The organism is Clostridium sp. UBA1056, assembly GCA_002316385.1.
In the GTDB taxonomy this organism is placed as follows: Bacteria; Bacillota; Clostridia; order Clostridiales; family Clostridiaceae; genus Clostridium_J.
This window is the reverse complement of sequence record DCDL01000065.1, coordinates 94,526-112,039: the sequence shown is the minus strand read 5'-3', so window position 1 is coordinate 112,039 and position 17,514 is coordinate 94,526. Positions and strand designations below refer to the sequence as shown.

13 protein-coding genes and 1 pseudogene are annotated in these 17,514 nt (G+C 29.0%); 6 read left to right on the top strand and 8 right to left on the bottom strand.

Going from position 1 to position 17,514, the window contains the following annotated elements:
* Positions 1–95 precede the first annotated feature (95 nt).
* Complete coding sequence (locus B3W71_RS19045; RefSeq protein WP_346890516.1) at positions 96–1,154, bottom strand: aldose epimerase family protein; 1,059 nt, start codon at positions 1,152–1,154, stop codon at positions 96–98.
* Positions 1,155–1,358: 204 nt separating this feature from the next.
* Between B3W71_RS19045 and B3W71_RS19040 the strand changes: the two genes are divergently transcribed.
* The 3 genes from B3W71_RS19040 to B3W71_RS19030 are packed head-to-tail and all read left to right on the top strand — an operon-like array spanning position 1,359 to position 5,070.
* On the top strand, positions 1,359–2,531 hold the full coding sequence (locus tag B3W71_RS19040) for a galactokinase (RefSeq protein ID WP_414632049.1): 1,173 nt from the start codon (positions 1,359–1,361) through the stop codon (positions 2,529–2,531).
* Positions 2,532–2,543: 12 nt separating this feature from the next.
* Entirely contained in the window at positions 2,544–4,037 is a 1,494-nt protein-coding gene (gene galT, locus B3W71_RS19035) for a UDP-glucose--hexose-1-phosphate uridylyltransferase (RefSeq protein WP_346890515.1), read from the top strand.
* A 13-nt stretch (positions 4,038–4,050) separates the two neighbouring features.
* A complete protein-coding gene (locus tag B3W71_RS19030; protein ID WP_346890514.1) occupies positions 4,051–5,070 on the top strand; it encodes a LacI family DNA-binding transcriptional regulator in 1,020 nt (339 codons plus the stop codon).
* Positions 5,071–5,212: 142 nt separating this feature from the next.
* Here B3W71_RS19030 and B3W71_RS19025 read toward each other — a convergent pair whose 3' ends face one another.
* From B3W71_RS19025 to B3W71_RS19010, 5 genes and pseudogenes are all read right to left on the bottom strand, one after another.
* Entirely contained in the window at positions 5,213–5,410 is a 198-nt protein-coding gene (locus tag B3W71_RS19025; RefSeq protein WP_035131204.1) for a cold-shock protein, read from the bottom strand.
* 181 nt (positions 5,411–5,591) lie between these two features.
* On the bottom strand, positions 5,592–8,528 hold the full coding sequence (locus B3W71_RS19020) for an insulinase family protein (protein WP_346890513.1): 2,937 nt from the start codon (positions 8,526–8,528) through the stop codon (positions 5,592–5,594).
* Between the two features lie 192 nt (positions 8,529–8,720).
* Positions 8,721–8,798, bottom strand: a pseudogene (locus tag B3W71_RS19330) (glycine/sarcosine/betaine reductase selenoprotein B family protein); the annotation flags it as partial.
* Positions 8,799–8,850: 52 nt separating this feature from the next.
* Positions 8,851–9,291, bottom strand: coding sequence for a large conductance mechanosensitive channel protein MscL (gene mscL / locus B3W71_RS19015; protein ID WP_346890512.1), 441 nt, complete (start codon positions 9,289–9,291; stop codon positions 8,851–8,853).
* A gap of 26 nt (positions 9,292–9,317) precedes the next feature.
* Positions 9,318–10,643 (bottom strand): HdeD family acid-resistance protein, encoded by a 1,326-nt coding sequence (locus tag B3W71_RS19010; RefSeq protein ID WP_346890511.1) that lies wholly within the window; start codon positions 10,641–10,643, stop codon positions 9,318–9,320.
* Between the two features lie 268 nt (positions 10,644–10,911).
* Between B3W71_RS19010 and B3W71_RS19005 the strand changes: the two genes are divergently transcribed.
* The 3 genes from B3W71_RS19005 (at position 10,912) to B3W71_RS18995 (ending at position 14,771) form a co-directional block, all read left to right on the top strand.
* Positions 10,912–11,619, top strand: a complete 708-nt coding sequence (locus tag B3W71_RS19005; RefSeq protein WP_346890510.1) for a Crp/Fnr family transcriptional regulator — start codon at positions 10,912–10,914, stop codon at positions 11,617–11,619.
* Between the two features lie 125 nt (positions 11,620–11,744).
* Positions 11,745–12,452 (top strand): iron-sulfur cluster repair di-iron protein, encoded by a 708-nt coding sequence (gene ric, locus B3W71_RS19000; RefSeq protein ID WP_346890509.1) that lies wholly within the window; start codon positions 11,745–11,747, stop codon positions 12,450–12,452.
* A gap of 468 nt (positions 12,453–12,920) precedes the next feature.
* On the top strand, positions 12,921–14,771 hold the full coding sequence (locus B3W71_RS18995; protein ID WP_346890508.1) for a sulfatase-like hydrolase/transferase: 1,851 nt from the start codon (positions 12,921–12,923) through the stop codon (positions 14,769–14,771).
* A gap of 225 nt (positions 14,772–14,996) precedes the next feature.
* Here B3W71_RS18995 and B3W71_RS18990 read toward each other — a convergent pair whose 3' ends face one another.
* Both B3W71_RS18990 and B3W71_RS18985 read right to left on the bottom strand, forming a co-directional pair.
* Positions 14,997–16,385, bottom strand: coding sequence for an MATE family efflux transporter (locus tag B3W71_RS18990; protein WP_346890507.1), 1,389 nt, complete (start codon positions 16,383–16,385; stop codon positions 14,997–14,999).
* Positions 16,386–16,835: 450 nt separating this feature from the next.
* Complete coding sequence (locus B3W71_RS18985) at positions 16,836–17,342, bottom strand: GNAT family N-acetyltransferase (RefSeq protein WP_346890506.1); 507 nt, start codon at positions 17,340–17,342, stop codon at positions 16,836–16,838.
* Between the last annotated feature and the right edge of the window lie 172 nt (positions 17,343–17,514).

The window sequence follows — 17,514 nt, the reverse complement described above, 5'->3', positions numbered from 1 at the left end:
ACTATGACAGGATTTTAACTCCTTGTCTCGTGCCAAATATACTTCGAATTTTTGGTCTATTATTTATTTTCATGTGCCTAACTCTATAATTTTTATTAAAATTCATTATCCTTATGAATCCTAAACTTAAAAATAGTTTTAGCCTTATATTCTTCATCCTTTTTAATTAATGAATTCTCCATAAATCTTCCTTTAGGTCCTATAGGTAGGTTTTGAGTTTCAAAGCATATAGCTCCATGTTTTTCTAGATTTCCTCCCCACTCTAATTCCTTGCTGCTTTCAGGAAAGTTAGTGGAATATACGACTACTGCTTCTCTATCTGTAGATATCTCCAAGATTCTTCCGCTGACTTCATCTTTTAAAGCAATCTGACCTTCTTTATCACTTAAAACCCATGGGTGATCATAGCCACATCCTAGAATAAGTTGTTCATGATTATTATTAATATCATCACCAACTTTCTTAGGTCTGCTAAAATCAAAGGCTGTTCCTAAAATATTTATTATTTCTCCACTTGGTGCAGAGTCTTCTCTTATAGTTGCCATACTTTTACTTTTTATTGTCAAAACTTCATCTAATATATTTCTTTTTAAGTTGCCTGATAAATTAAAGTAATTATGATTAGTCATATTTAGCAATGTATCTTTATCACTCTTTCCATAGTATTCAATTGAGAATTCATCTTTATCATTTAATGTGTATTTTACCTTAATATCTATATTTCCTGGAAAGCCATCTTCACCATCTTTACTTTTAGCTTCTAGAATTACTCCAACTTCTTTTTCATTTTCAAAAATAATACCTTTCCAAATCTTACTGTTAAATCCATGAATACCACCATGTAAAGTATTTATTCCTTGGTTTTTAGTAAGCTCATATCTCTTTTCATAAATATCAATATAGCCACCCGCAATTCTTCCTGCAGTTCTCCCAATAATAGCTCCACTATAGCTATTATCATTAATATAATCCTTTAGATTTTTCCATTTAACTACTATATTTTCTACGGCTCCATGTTTATCAGGTATGAGAATGTCAGTAATAATTCCTCCCAAGTTTAATATTTTAACCTCTATATTATTATAATTTTTAAGAGAATATTGAAAAACTTCCTCCTCATCCTTCTTAAATATACCGCTCTTTAAAATTTTCATTTTTCACCTTTCTATAGAAATCAGTTTCTACATATTTTTATATTAATTTTTCAACTATTTTTTACTTATATCTTTATGATAATGAAATTATAGTGCTTTGTAAATATTATCTTTATAAGTTAATGTTTTGTTTAATAAAATTATTTACTTTTATATAGTAATCGCTTACTATATAATTATAAAAAATTTTCGGAGGTTACGGCTATGGAATTTATGGAAAAATTAAGGCTCTTCTTTAAATATATATTTAAAGAAGAGCCTTGTAACGGCTACTTTTCTCCTGGTAGGGTTAACCTAATTGGTGAACATACTGACTATAATGGAGGTAATGTATTTCCCTGTGCAATTTCTCTTGGAACCTATGGTATAGTTTCTAGAAGAAATGACTCTAAAATGAAACTCTTCTCTAAAAACTTTAAAGAAGCTGGCATTATTGAATTTGATTTATTGGAAGTGAAATATGACTTAAAAGATAATTGGGGAAACTACTTAAAAGGAGTTATTAAAACCTTTCAAAATCATGGTTTTAAAATTTCTAATGGTTTTAACATTTTAATATATGGTGATATTCCTAATGGTTCAGGTCTCTCCTCATCTGCTTCTTTAGAAGTACTCATGGCAATAATATTAAAAGATGCCTTTAATCTGAATATAGATATGATATCCATAGCAAAACTTTGTCAAGAAGCAGAAAATAAATTTATCGGAGTTAACTGTGGTATAATGGACCAATTTGCTGTAGCTATGGGAAAGGAAAACTGTGCTCTATTATTAGATTGTAATACTTTAGAGTATAACTATAGCAATGTCGACATGGAGGGTTATAAAATCATAATAGGCTCCACTAATAAAAAACGTAGCCTTGCAGATTCCAAATATAATGAAAGAAGGACTCAATGTGAAGAAGCTTTAAATATCCTTAAAGGATATAAGGCTATTGCCTCTCTTGGTGAACTTACAGAGGACGACTTTGAAGCTTTTAAAAATAAAATTCAAAGTCCAATTATAAGAAAAAGAGCTAAGCATGCTATTTATGAAAATGTAAGAACTTTAAAAGCAGTTAAGGCATTAAAAGAAAATAACCTTAAGATCTTTGGTAATTTGCTAAATGAATCTCATATTTCCTTAAGAGATAATTATGAAGTTACAGGTATAGAGCTAGACACTCTAGTAGAAGCTGCTTGGGATCAAACAGAAACAGTTCTTGGTTCTCGTATGACTGGAGCTGGCTTTGGGGGATGTACAGTTAGTATAGTAAGAGAAGATAGTATATCTAATTTTATAGAATACTCTTCTAATAAATATGAGAGTATTATAGGCTATAGTCCAAGTTTCTATACTATTGATATTTCAGGTGGAGCAAGAAAATTATTTTAGGAGGTAGAGTTAATGATATATTATGAAATAAGTAGGCTTATAAACTTTGCCCTTCAAAAGGGTCTCCTCGCTAAAGAAGATAAAATTTATTCTACTAATCTACTTCTTAGTCTACTAAATCTAAAAGACTTTGAAGAAAGTGAAATCAATGAAGAGTTAAATAATCCTACGTCTATCTTAGAAAATATATTAGACTATGCTACAGATAAAAAAATCATTGAAAATACAGTTACGGAAAGAGATTTATTTGATACTAAGGTTATGAACTGTGTCATGCCTAGGCCTTCAGAAGTAATAAAAAACTTCTATGAATTATACAAAATCTCTTCAAAGAAAGCTACAGATTATTATTATAACCTGAGCATAGCTTCAAACTATATAAGAAAAGAACGTACAGATAAAAATATTATATGGAAAACTCCAACTATTTATGGGAAGTTAGACTTAACTATAAATCTATCCAAGCCAGAAAAGGATCCAAAGGATATAGCTAAAGCTAAAGAGCAACACTCTATTAATTATCCTAAATGCTTATTATGTAAAGAGAATGAAGGTTTTTCCGGAAACTTAAATCATCCTGCCCGTGATACCCATAGAATAATTCCAATAAAGCTTAAAAATAATCAGTGGTTTTTACAGTACTCTCCTTATACTTATTATAATGAGCATTGCATTGTATTAAATAGTGACCATGTGCCTATGAAAATATCAAGATCTACCTTTGAAAATCTCCTTGAGTTTGTAGAAAAATTTCCTCATTACTTTTTAGGGTCCAATGCAGATCTACCAATAGTAGGCGGTTCTATTTTATCTCATGATCACTACCAAGGAGGCTGTTATACCTTTCCTATGGAAAAAGCTATTATTGAAAAAAACTATTATATAAAAAGGTATGAAAACGTAACTGTAGGACGATTAAACTGGCCTATGGCAACCATTAGACTTTCCAGTTCTAATAAAGATGAAATTTTAAATCTTGCTAATTATATTCTAGAGTCTTGGAGAGACTACTCTGATGAAGCTGTTCACATATTAAATAGTAGTAATGGTGAAGTGCATAATACCATTACACCTATAGCTAGGCTTAGAAATGAAAAATATGAGCTAGATTTAGTTTTAAGAAATAATAGAACAACTAGAGCTTACTCTCTTGGGATATTTCATCCCCATGAAGATGTTCATCATATAAAGAAAGAAAATATAGGTCTTATAGAAGTAATGGGTCTTGCTATCCTGCCTGGAAGATTAAAAATGGAGCTTCAGATAATTAAAAATTATTTACTTCAAGGTGTAGAGGACATTTCTACAGATCGAATTGTACTGAAACATAGTCAATGGTATAATTATATAGTTCATAAATACCCATCTATTGAAGAGAAAGACGTAGACGAAATTTTAAGAAAAGAAGTCGGATTAAAGTTTCAAGAAGTTCTTTGTCATTCAGGGGTATTTAAAAGAAATAAAGCAGGTCTAGAGGCCTTTGATAAATTTTTAAATATGTTATAAGGTGGAATAAGTTATGAGTATAACTATTAAAGAAGTAGCTGAAAGAGCTGATGTATCTGTAGCTACTGTTTCAAGGGTTATAAATGGAAATTATCCAGTAAAAAAAGAAACTAAAGAAAGAGTGCTTAAGGTTATCGATGACCTTAGCTTTGTCCCAAATATGCAAGCAAGGGAGTTAACTCAAAAGAAGTCAACGATTATTGGAGTTGTAGTACCTAGCTTGACTAATATGTTTTTTCCTAACGTTGTATATGGTATAGAAACAGAGCTAAAGAAACACTCCCTATCCATTATACTCATGACTACATCTAATGATAAAAATGAAGAGAAAAAATGTATAAATGATTTGCTTTCCAGAAATGTTTCAGGGATTATAGTTATAGATCCAAGTACCTCTAACATAAAGAGTAAGTTTTTTCATGATATAGCTAAAAAGCTTCCGTTAGTCTTCATTAACGGTTATACCTCAGTACCTAATATCTCCTCAGTATCTAATGATGAAGCTACAGGATGTGAGCTTGCTTTAAGCCACCTTATAGATAATAATCACAAAGACATATTGTTTCTTAGGGGCAAAGAGAGCTATTCCTATGATATTAAAGAGGAAGTTTACAAAAATATGATGATGGAAATAGGTAACTTTAATCCTGACTATATAATAGATGTAGGAGAAGGAAATAGTATAGAAACTGTAGATAATACTACCGCTTTAATGATGAAGTTACTCCCAAAACTTAAGATAACTTCAGTATTTGCCTGCAATGACCTTATGGCCGTTGGAGTGATGAATAGCTGTAAAAAGTTAAATATAAATATTCCTAAGGATTTATCTATTATAGGTTATGACAATATTCAATTAAGTAGTTTAGTGGAACCTAAACTAACAACTATAGATCAACATATGCAGCTTTTAGGTAGTAAAGCAGCTGCCTTAGTGTTAGATAAGATAGCTGTTAATAATGAATATGGTGTAAAAATAATCCTTGATAACACTTTAGTTGAAAGAGAAAGTGTTACTAAAATAAATATATAATGAAGATTCCAAAGGCAATAACTAAATTTAAAATTCAAATATTATTGTGTAAGCACACTTCTAACTAATTAACAATTTTAAAGTCTAAAAAACCCCTTAAATAGCATAACTATTTAAGGGGTAAATATTTACTAATTAAAAACTAGATAATAGTAATATTTTCTGCTTGAGGTCCTTTTGGTCCTTTAGCTACATCAAATGAAACTTTTTGACCTTCTTCAAGTGATTTGTAACCATCAGAATTTATTTGAGAAAAGTGTGCGAAAACATCTGTTCCATCTTCTCCTGTAATAAATCCAAAACCTTTTTCTCCATTAAACCATTTTACTGTACCATTCATAAATGTATACCTCCGAAATTTTATTTTTCTTAAATTCATTGTAATAATTCACTAACAAAATTTCGATATTAACATACTATATTTATTAAGTATTAATTGAAATATATTGGCTTTGCATTATTTACTATTAATTCAAGTATTATTAAGCATACTACAGTTTGTTATATAAAGCAAGTTATTTCTATAATAATTTACTTGTTTTATTAAAAATAGTTTGATTTTCCTTGATTTTTCCTTCATTTCCTACTACACAGCAATAATTTTCATGAATTCCAGCCTTAATTATTTCAGCATAATTTCTTATATCCTGGTTAGTAGTACTCAAAAGTTCATCCTTCTCTCTTTGAATATCTTCTTGGGTTACATTGCAAATATAGTCTGCAACTGCTTTTTCGCCTTTTTTATCAGGAGTTAGTGGCCTATATAGCTGTCCAACTGAGCCTATTATAAATTTCTCAATATCTTCCTTAGTAAAGTCCATTTTTTCTAAGAATTTATATGCTTCATTATACACATCTATAGTTCTTGTAAGATTCGGATCACGATAGGAGAAAATTGCTAAATTACCATCCTGATTTATATCACTATAACATCCATAAGCTCCACCTTGAAGACGAACTTTTGGATATAAATATTCATTATCTAATATATTTAAAAGTACTCTCATTTTTCCTGAATACTTGTAACCAAGATCTGCAAAATTAAATCCTTTAACTACATATTGCACATTACTAGCAGTTATTATAGCTTCGATCTCCTTTTTACTCTTATGTTCAAGGCTATATAGCTTAGTAGATTCAGATTTAACATTACAAATAACCTTACTAATATTAGATACTAATGCTTCAATTTCTCCTTCTTCTCCAACCACTGAAATTATCAAATTGTTTTTATTAAATATAGTTTCATAAACCTTAATAAGGTTATTTTTAATTTCTTCACCACACTTCTCAAAACTCTTTTCTAAATTGCATATGAATTCATAATAGGTTGCACCACTAATTCTCTCCCAATATTCTCTACCACAAGAGGTCTGTGCAAATACTCTATTCATTGCAATCTCATGTCCTCCATTTATAACTCTCATTTGAAGCTTTGATTTTATTTCTTGAATAATTTGTTTAAATCTATTTAAATCATCAAACTTAGTAGTAGTAATTATCTCATTTATTAACTCTAACAAAATGGCAATGTTATCTGAAATCACCTTTGATTTAACTATAAATTTAGGATGATATACCTGACTATTATTTCTCTCAGTATATACTTGATTTTCAAAGGTTATTCCCCCTGTAGTTTTATAGATTTCTGTGATTAACTCAGAATAGCTTCTTTTTTTAGTATTAAGCTCTCCTAGAACATCCTTTAAAAGTCCTAAATAAGGAATATACTCTTCTTTAATTACCCTTGCATCAAATAGAAGATTAATATATGCTATTTGATTTGTAGGAATATGATGTTTTAAGATAGTTATTCCTTGTTCTTTTACAACCTCTTGAGGTATTTTTTCTACTTTTTTATCTACCTCTTCTATAGGAAGCTTTGGAAGTGTATCCTTTTCTTCTTGCGTGTCTACTCTAACTTGAGCAGCTTTTAATCTTTCATTTCTTTCTATAAGATCTTTTAATTCTTTTTCTGATAGAGATTTTCTATAACTTTCTAGCTTTTCTTCTAACGCCTTATTTCTCTCATCTTCTAACCCCTTTTTAGGAGTCAAAACTACTAATGAACAATGGGGATTATTAATCATATTCTTTTCAATGAAGCTTTCAAAATATCCATTATTTATAGCAGATTTTATTCTATTAAGGGTATCTTCATACTTTAAGTGAACAAGAGGATTTCCGTCATATATCCAACTATTCAAAATCCATTGATTATATTCAATTCCCTTATTAGCACTTCTCCATGGATCAGCCTCACGCAAATTAAATTCAACGGTATTTATAGCTGCTTTCAATTTGTCCTTATCTAAGCCTTTGTCCACAATTTCTTTAAATGTATTCATAATAATATTTTTAAATTCATTCTTCTTCGCATAATCTGCATTTTTCGCTACTATCGGGAATAATATTTCCTTACTTGGATCCATATTCATATCATCTATCGTAATAATGCACTCACCAATACCAGCCTTAAGTAGTGCTGCTTTAATTGGAGATGCTGAAGATTCTATTAGCATATTATAAAGTATTTGTGTAGCTAAATAAGCCTCTCCATTACATGTTTCTTCAAAGGCAAAATTTAATGCTAAAAATGTCTTATTCTCTTCATCTTCATCCTCACTAATAGAATAATTAGCCTCTCTTTCTACCATACCTTCAAAATTCTTCACATCATCTATATGAGAAGGTATTTCTATTCTATCAAATTCATCAAGATATTCATCATTTATAAACTTAAGACACGCTTCTAGATCTTGATCTCCATATAAGAAGATATAACTATTAGATGGGTGATAGAACTTTCTATGAAATTCTTCAAAATCCTCTTGAGTTAGATTAGGTATAGCCTCCGGGTCTCCACCAGAAACAAAAGTATAAGTAGTATTTGGGAATAATGATCTATATATATCACTACAAATAACTTCCTCTGGCGATGACATTGCTCCCTGCATTTCACTATAAACTACGCCTTTATATGATAATTTATTAGTATTTTCATCTAACTCGTATCTCCATCCCTCTTGGCGTAATATTTCATGATTTTCATATATTCTAGGATGCAAAACTGCATCTAAATATAGATCCATTAGATTCATAAAATCCTTATTATTTCTACTACCTACAGGATACATTGTTTTATCTGTAAAGGTCATAGCGTTTAAAAATGTGTGTAATGAGCTTTTTGCCATATCTCCAAAAGGATCCTTAGTCTTAAATTTCCTTGATCCACAAAGTACAGAATGCTCTAATATATGAGCAACTCCAGTACTATCTGTAGGAGTTGTCCTAAAACTTATAGAAAATAATTTATTATCATCAGTATTTTCTAAATGTAAAAGTCTTGCCCCACTTTTAACATGTTCAAATATTCTAGCTATGGATTGTGCTTCGTCTACCCTCTCCTCTTCTAATAATTTAAATCCATAATAGATTTCATTAATTTTAAATTGCATATAAATCCCCCCACAATTATTAAAATAAAAAGCCATAGAGTTTAAACAACCCCATGGCTTAAATTATTAAAATAAATATTTTAAAATCTATTGTTAAGGTCATTATAAGTATTATAAAATTTAACTTTATTTATATTATTTAAGCTTTTCATTTATAATCGACCTCCTTACAATATTTTCTATAAATTTATTCTAACACTTCTTACCATACCTGTAAATGAAATTTTTGCAAATTTCACCACATGCAACTCCATATCTTCCCGCTTGAAAATCTGATCATACAAAGAAAATATCAAACTATATTAAATTACTCTTTATTATGTTATAAGCCAGTTGGTAAATCTGATGTACAATGAGGACACTTGGACGCCTCAATTGAGATTTCTGAAATACAGTAAGGACACTTTTTAGTTGTTACTGGTGCCTGTTCTTCTTTACTCTTAAACCTATCAAGCTGCTTAACTACAATAAATACTACAAATGTCATGATTAAAAAATCTATAAGTCCAGTTAAAAAAGCACCATAAGCAACTACTGAAGCTCCAGCTTCTCTTGCAGCAGCAAGAGTTGCATATTCTTTACCATCCAAAGCAATGAATAAATTAGAAAAATCAATTTTTCCTATAAAAATGCTAACAATAGGCATTATTACTGTCTCAACCAAAGATGTAACAAGCTTAGTAAAAGCTGTACCTATAATTATACCAATTGCTAAATCAATCATATTTCCTTTAATTGCAAATTTCTTAAATTCCTTTAACATACTATTCCTCCTAAAATAATAAATATTTATGCCATTTCTTCTTTTGGCAACAAGTATATATTTCTGCTAACTACTATACTATTTCTTTTTGTGAATTCTTTTTGTAAATAGTTGTAATAAGTTCCTGGAGTAATTATCCCACTAATCCCCAAAATATCAGTACCCAAACGTCCTATAACACTATCTGCAAGTAGTACACAATTAGTATTAAGACCAAAATAGGTCTTAAACTTTCCTGATTTAAAAGTAAAAAACTCTGCTTCTGTAGCCTTATATAAAATACTGGCATAATCTTTATACTCACACTTTAAGTTATCTTTCTTCATTTCTTTAACTATAGGTGGTTCCCATTTTATTAAAGTATCTTTTATTTCATTTAACTTTTCTTTTATATTTTGCTTTTGATATTCATTTAATTTTAATCCATAGCCAAATATAGTTTTTTTACTATAGCTTGTACAAAAATTAAGATACTTTTCTCTATCTGCTATAAATAATATGCCTTTACCTGCTATACCAAATAACTTGAAAGATTCATTATCATAATTCCCATAGGATATAACTTGTCCTTCATAACATAAATCAACATGACCAACAGCTCCTATCCCATCTAATGTGACATGTATAAATACCTCTATGCCAACCTCCTCACTACTACTATTTTTTTCATCTATAACAATATCATATTCTACTTTATCCTCACCTTGTAAATACTCATTTATCTTGGTTAAAACTTTATGTGGTATTAATGCTAATAAAAATACTGGCAAGGTTATTCTTACTTTACGCTTTAATTTATTTTTAGTGTCTTCAGGTACAACTTCACTAGTAAAATCCTTTATAAAACTTAATCCAAAAAGAAAGCAATATACACCTATAATTGTAAGAATAGCATTTAAGTGCATTAAGGGTGAGAATAAAGTAGTTACACCAAATACAAAATAAATTATGCATTCTAGCAAAATAGTTATTCTACCTTTAACCTTATTTTTCAAATATGTATAATAGATGATTCCTTTAATTATACTATTTAAAATAGTATATATAGAAAACAAAATTACTACTATGGAAAAAGATATATTTTTAAAGTAAATCACTCCAATACCTAAAGCCACATTAAAAATTGAACTTCCCAAAGTAATTTTCTTAGCCATATCTTTATTTTTGTTAATCATTAAACTTATAAATTGAAATATACCATTAAGAATAAATATTAATGAAATTGCCCAAACAACTATACTTAGAAAATTAGTTTTACCATATAAAATAACTACTCCTAAAATAATTAGTCCTATACCAGTAAACAATAGATTAATTATATTTATGTATGACTTATTTATCGATATTTTCATAGGTCCCCTCCTTTGATTATATTAATTAATATATAGAACATAATTCCCATAAATTCATTATACATTATATTGTTTAATATATTTAATGGGAAATACTCCTATCATCTAATCATTTAATATAAATCTTAATGCTATGTAAATCGACTTACATGATATATAATATATTTAAAATTAATTATACATAAATTTATTTTCATTATGATAATAAAAATTTACTACATAAAATACAATTTTATTTTATATCAATACAAATAAGGATGTGATTTATTTGAATAAATATGATAATCATAATTGTGAAAAATGTCATCATAACCTATGCGTTGAAAAAGTTCCTATATTTTCTGGACTTACCTCTGAAGAACTAAATAAATTAGCTAGCCTAATAATGAAAAAGAAATATGAAAAAGGTGAGCTAATTGTAATAGAAGAAAGCCATCTTGAAAACTTAATTATTATAGATAAGGGTAAAGTAAAGGTATTTTGCTATACTATTGAAGGCAAAGAACAAATTCTATATATATTAGATCAAGGTGATTTCTTCGGAGAAAAAAATCTTCTAAATAAGCAAAGTTCTACTTATAATGTAGAAGCATTAGAAACAACCCATATTTGCATGATAAATAAAAATGACTTTCAAAAACTCTTAATTACTTACCCTACTATTGGAATCAAAATTATAGAAGAGTTATGCAATCGAATGGATAAAATAGAAAATGCAGTACAAAACATGAGTACTAAGAATATTGAATGGCGTATAAATTCTTTACTTATTGAGTTTGCAGAAAGATATGGAAGAAATCACTCTAAGGGTATAATGGTAGAATTACCTTTAAGTCGTGAGGGAATAGCTAATTACATAGGTACTGCAAGAGAAACTGTCAGTAGAAAACTGAGTCTACTACAAGATAAAGGTATTATCGATATGATAGGAAATAAACAAATATTAATACTAGATATTAATGCTTTAAAACACTAACAACTTAAATATCTATACTTATATTTTTAAATTATGATTCCAGTCACAGAATATTTTAAACATCTAATATATTATAAAGTTAAAAGTAAGAAACTTATAAATAATAATGTATTGGAGGAGTTTATATGAATAGATTTAATAGTTCTCAGCCTGTAGGAGAAATAGTTTCAGCAATGCCTCAGGCTAGCGAAATATTCAAAAAATATAAAATTGACTTTTGCTGTGGTGGTAATAGACCACTTTCAGAGGTGCTCTCTGAATTGAATCTAAATGAAGATGAATTATTAAAGGAAATACATGTTAAGCTAAATGAAATTTCAAGTGAAAAAGAAGTATTCATAGACTTTAGAAAACTTACTTCTAGTGAGTTAATTGACCATATTGAAAATACTCATCACGCTTACACTAAAAAAGTTCTACCTGAGTTAGGAGAATTAACAACTAAAATATTGAGAGTTCACGGTATGAATCATGAAGTGCTTTTTAAAGTTCATAAACTTTTTTCATCTTTAAAAGCTGATTTAGAACAACATCTTTTAAAGGAAGAGGAAATGCTTTTCCCATTAATTAAGAAATATGATAAAAATCCGAGTAAGGAACTACTGAAAAAAATTGATGAAGTAATTAAGGAAACTGAAGATGAACATGATTCTGCCGGAGATGTTCTAAAAGAACTTAGAAAAATTACTGACAATTTTGAAGTTCCTGAGGATGGTTGCAACACTTACCTTTTAACTTTCAAACTATTGGAAGAGTTAGAAAGTGATTTATTCCAACACATACACCTTGAAAACAACATTTTATTTAAAAGACTAGGATTTGATTTTAATTAGTTTCTTAATAAAAACTGAAGTTCTAAGAGCTTCAGTTTTTATTATTTATATTTAAAAGAAGTTTCAGCATAATATGAATTCTATTATACTGGAACTCCTTTGATATTCTTATTTTTTAATTTCTACTATTAATTTCTTATGTAATTTTACTTATAAGCTCTTCAACCTTAAATCCGCCTCTTTCACTAATCATCTCCAATGTTGCTATAGATGCCATAGTTTTAAATATTACTAGATTCTTTAGTTTACTAAACTTAGGAGAGAGATTAAATAGGTATTTTTTTAGTTATTAATAATACTTTTAGGGTAGTACAACTTACCCTAGTCAGGCCAGATTACTGTAAGAGCTTGTTTATATACCAATTTCTGTATATATAACAAAAATGTACCCCTAAAATGTAAAATATGATAATATATAAATATATGTGGAATTAATCTACAATATTAATTTATTTTTTAGGAGGAATTATGCAAATATTAATTTATTTAATTGCAGGAAGTTTAATAGGTTTTGTAGACTATTTTTATTTTGAAAAAAATAATGGAGTTTTATCTTTAATAAAGAAAGTAACAAAATCTGTGATAGTATTTAATATAATATCATTAAGTATACTAAAATTTATAATGAAAAAACCATATGTATTTAGCTCTTCTACATATACAACCATATTTTCTATCAAATACTTAGTGTTTACACTATTATTTGGAGCAATATATTTATTTGTAAAGGGTGTTTTGAATTCGAAAATTAGTTTTGTAAAATTAGACCGTAAAACTGATTGGAAAAGTGCATTAAGTACAATCCTAATAATGCTATTTTTTACAATAGGAGTTTTTATTAAATTCTTTTCAGATTGGTTTATTAGTTTCTATGGTGAAATCACACCAGAGCAGTTCCTATTTAATCTGAAATCACCGCTTAAAGGGACAAGTTCTGATATGGTCAAAGAAATCATTAAGACACCAATATTCTCCAGCTTAGTATGTATAGTTATATTCTTTATATTTGTAAGTTTCAATTATGATATATTCATAAAAATAAAGAATACTAATAAAAAAATATTAAGTAAGAAATATCTAACAATAGCAGCTTTTATTATTTCTTGTGTTTCTCTTGTTGGAGGATCAGCTCATGGTATTGAAAAGTTACATTTAAAAGAAGTATATAAAGCATATGTTTCTGATTCAAGCTATATTCAAGATAATTATGCAGATCCACGTTCAGTAAGCATGTCTTTCCCACATAAAAAGAGAAACTTAATTCATATATACTTAGAATCTGTAGAAAATTCATTTCTCTCTAAAGATTTAGGTGGTTATATGAATGAGAATTTGATGCCAGAATTAACTGAGTTAAGTAAAGAAGGTGTTCATTTCTCAGACTCAGATAAATTTGGAGGTCCATACCAAACTTATGGATCTAGTTGGTCTGTAGCATCTATGATCAATATGGGTATGGGAATACCACTTAAAATACCTATAGAAGGTAACTCTTATGGAAAATCTGGTAGTTTCTTACCAGGAGCTATTGCGATAGGAGATATTTTAGAAGCACAAGGTTATGAGCAAACAATAATGTTTGGTGCAGATGCTGACTTTGGTGGATTAACTACTTATTTCACTACACATGGCAATTTCAATATTTTTGATCACAAAGCAGCCAAAGAGAAAAAAATAATTCCAGAGGATTATAATGTATGGTGGGGATTTGAGGATGATAAATTATATGAATTTGCTAAAACAGAAATAACACGCTTATCTGAGACAGGAAAACCATTTAACTTTACTATGGAAACAGCAGATACTCATTTCCCGGATGGATACCTATCCCCAAATGCAAGTGTAAAATATGATTCACAATATGCAAATGTTATTGCTTACTCAACTAAACAAGCAGTTGAATTTATTAGATGGATTCAACAACAGCCATTCTATGATAATACCACTATTGTAGTTACTGGAGATCATCTAAGTATGGACAAAAATTTCTTCAAAGATTTTGATAAAGAATATCATAGAACAGTGTTTAATTTAATACTTAACTCAGCTGTTACACCGAAAAAAGTAAATAATAGACAATTTGCACCTTTTGATATGTATCCAACAATTTTATCAAGTATGGGTATAGAGATTGAAGGAGATAAATTAGGGCTAGGAACAAATTTATTTTCAGATGAACAAACATTGATTGAAAGAGATGGACTAGACAAATTAGAAGATCAATTAGGACAAAAAAGTAACTTTTTTAATGATACCTTTATTTCTGAAAAAATGAATAGCGATTTTGATAATAAATTAGTAACTGAAAGAGAAGAATAACTGAAAGTTTGCTTCATTATATAATGTAGCCTATATAATGCACATTGCATATACTAGCCTTAATTGGCATAATGGCTATACCAAGTTTGAATAATTTTAATCTATTAATGGATTCTGATATTTCTTCTTCGGACTCCATCTTTAACAAAAATGAAACCCATAANNTTATGGGTTTCATTTTTGTTAACTTTTCAAATTAATCTTGATTTTTATTCCTGTAGAATACTAATCATTACCTGCAAATCCCTTATTTCTCCACTTACCTCTCTTAAAGAAAATTGTAGTTATAATTGCTCCAAGAGTCCAAGAAACAAGTAATGATATAAAAGTAGATTCTGGCCTACCTGTAGGATAAGCTGCACTACGTGTTAAATAAGCAATACCATAAGCAACTGGAACACGTAGAACTACTGTAGTAATTAGAGAAATCCACATTGGTGTCATAGTATCTCCAGCACCTCTCATTACTCCTGATAAACTTTGTGTTACCGCCATGGCAATATAGCCTACTGCAAGAATACGCATCATATGCATACTTAAATCAACTAGTTCAGCTGTATCAGTGAAAATTCCCATAAGGTATCTACCAAAAACTAAAATTAAAATTGTTATAACAGTAGAAACTCCAACAGCAATCTTAACACCATCCCTAGTCCCCTTATCAACTCTGTCCATTTTTTTAGCTCCTATATTTTGACCTGAATAAGTTGTCATGGCATTTCCAAAGGTAAAATTAGGCATCATTGCAAATCCATCTACACGCATAACAATTACATTACATGCAATAACCATCTCTCCAAAGCTATTAGTTAAAGATTGTACAACTATCATTGCAAGGGAAAATATCGCCTGGGTAAATCCAGATGGTAATCCAAGCTTTATAAGCTTCATAGAATATACTTTTTCTGGCTTAAGCATTTTAAGGTTAAAATCAAATGTATTCTTCATTTTTGCTAATTTAATAATACAAAGCACCGCTGATATTCCTTGTGCGATGATAGTTGCTAGAGCAACACCTGGAACACCCATACCAAGACCTGCAACAAACCAAAGATCAAGTATTACATTTAAAATTGTAGCAATAAGTAAAAATACAAGTGAAGATATAGAGTCACCAAGGCCACGAAGTACTCCTGCTAAGATATTATAGTACGCAAAACCTGAAATACCTATATAATAAATAACAAGATAATCTGCACACCAATCTATTATAGATTCTGGTGTATTAAGAAAAGATAGCAATGGACGAGTAACTAGAGGACCTATAATCATAATTATCACTGATGATATAGCAGTAAGAGTTATGCACACTCCAATAGTACGTGAAAGCTTTTCTCTGTCCTTAGCTCCAAAATATTGAGCAACCATGATACCTGCTCCTGTTGATATTCCAACAAAAAGTACAAGCAGAAGATTTAATATTGGTGATGCGCTACCAACAGCAGCTAGTGCATTATCCCCTACATATTTACCTACAATAATAGAATCCGCGGTGTTATAAAACTGCTGAGCAATATTACCAATAAGCATCGGTAATGAAAATTCAATAATTCGTTTCCAAGGGGTACCCTCAGTCATGTCTCTGGGAGCAAAAAGTTGCGAAAATTTCGTCATTTATCTACCTCCTAAATCAATTTAATAATATAAATCTCTTCTCTCCTTAATTTAGAGCTAATCATAAATGATTAGCTCTAAACTTAATTCCTTTATAATTTCTTCTTCACTTTTAAAACTTCCTATAATGAATCTTTTATTCTTATCATTTTAAGATTAATTCGCAACTCGAACTAATAATATTTTATAATAATCTGAAATATTTGTCAATTTCCGTTTCGAATTTAATATTGTAGTTAAGAGATAGAAAGCACATACTATAGTAGCTATCGAACTAACATCTAGAAGTAAAGAAAATTACTTATCAAAAATAATAATTATATAGAAAGTTTTATTAATATGCTAAAAGAGTATTATCATGCTTCCACAATAATACTCCTTCTTTAAATATATAGTGTAATGAAAATATAACCTCTAAAAATCTATAGCACTTATAAAGTAACAATAACCCTATGCTGCTCTTTTCCAGAATACTTCCTTTGTAATATGATATTCTATTTCTCTTTCAAGTTTTTTAACTTCTTTAAACCCTATTCCCTTAAAGAGATTTTGAGACCTTTCATTATTCTGTTTAATCTTTGCCACTACTTTTTCTGTTCTCATTTCAAAAAATGCAGTTTTTAATGCTTCTATAACTGCATTATGTCCTATTCCTATTCCCCACAAATCTTTTTCACCCACTGCAAGAACAATTTCAACTGTTTCGCCTTTAGGAACTAATCTTAAGAATCCTATGGTTCCATACAAATTTTTTATAGTAAAGAATCTACAGTTGTTATTAAATAAGTGAGTTAAAATTGGCATATTCACTCTATTTATAACATTAATTAAGTTCTCTCTAGCGTTATTATCTTCATTTAAATAACTTACAATTTCTTCATCACTAAGCCAATCAGCTATCTTTTCTGCATCAGATATATATACTTCTGGACTTAGGATAACACTGTTTATTTCCACAAAGTACAACTCCTTAAACCTGTTTAATGCTTGCAAACATATATTAATTTTACCAGTAACCATGATTTATAATACTATCAATCTCCATATAAGTAAAAATCTTAATCTTTGATTACTCAAATTTAACTCTACTTTATTGTACTTTCCTTTATTTTCTACAATTTTATTATAA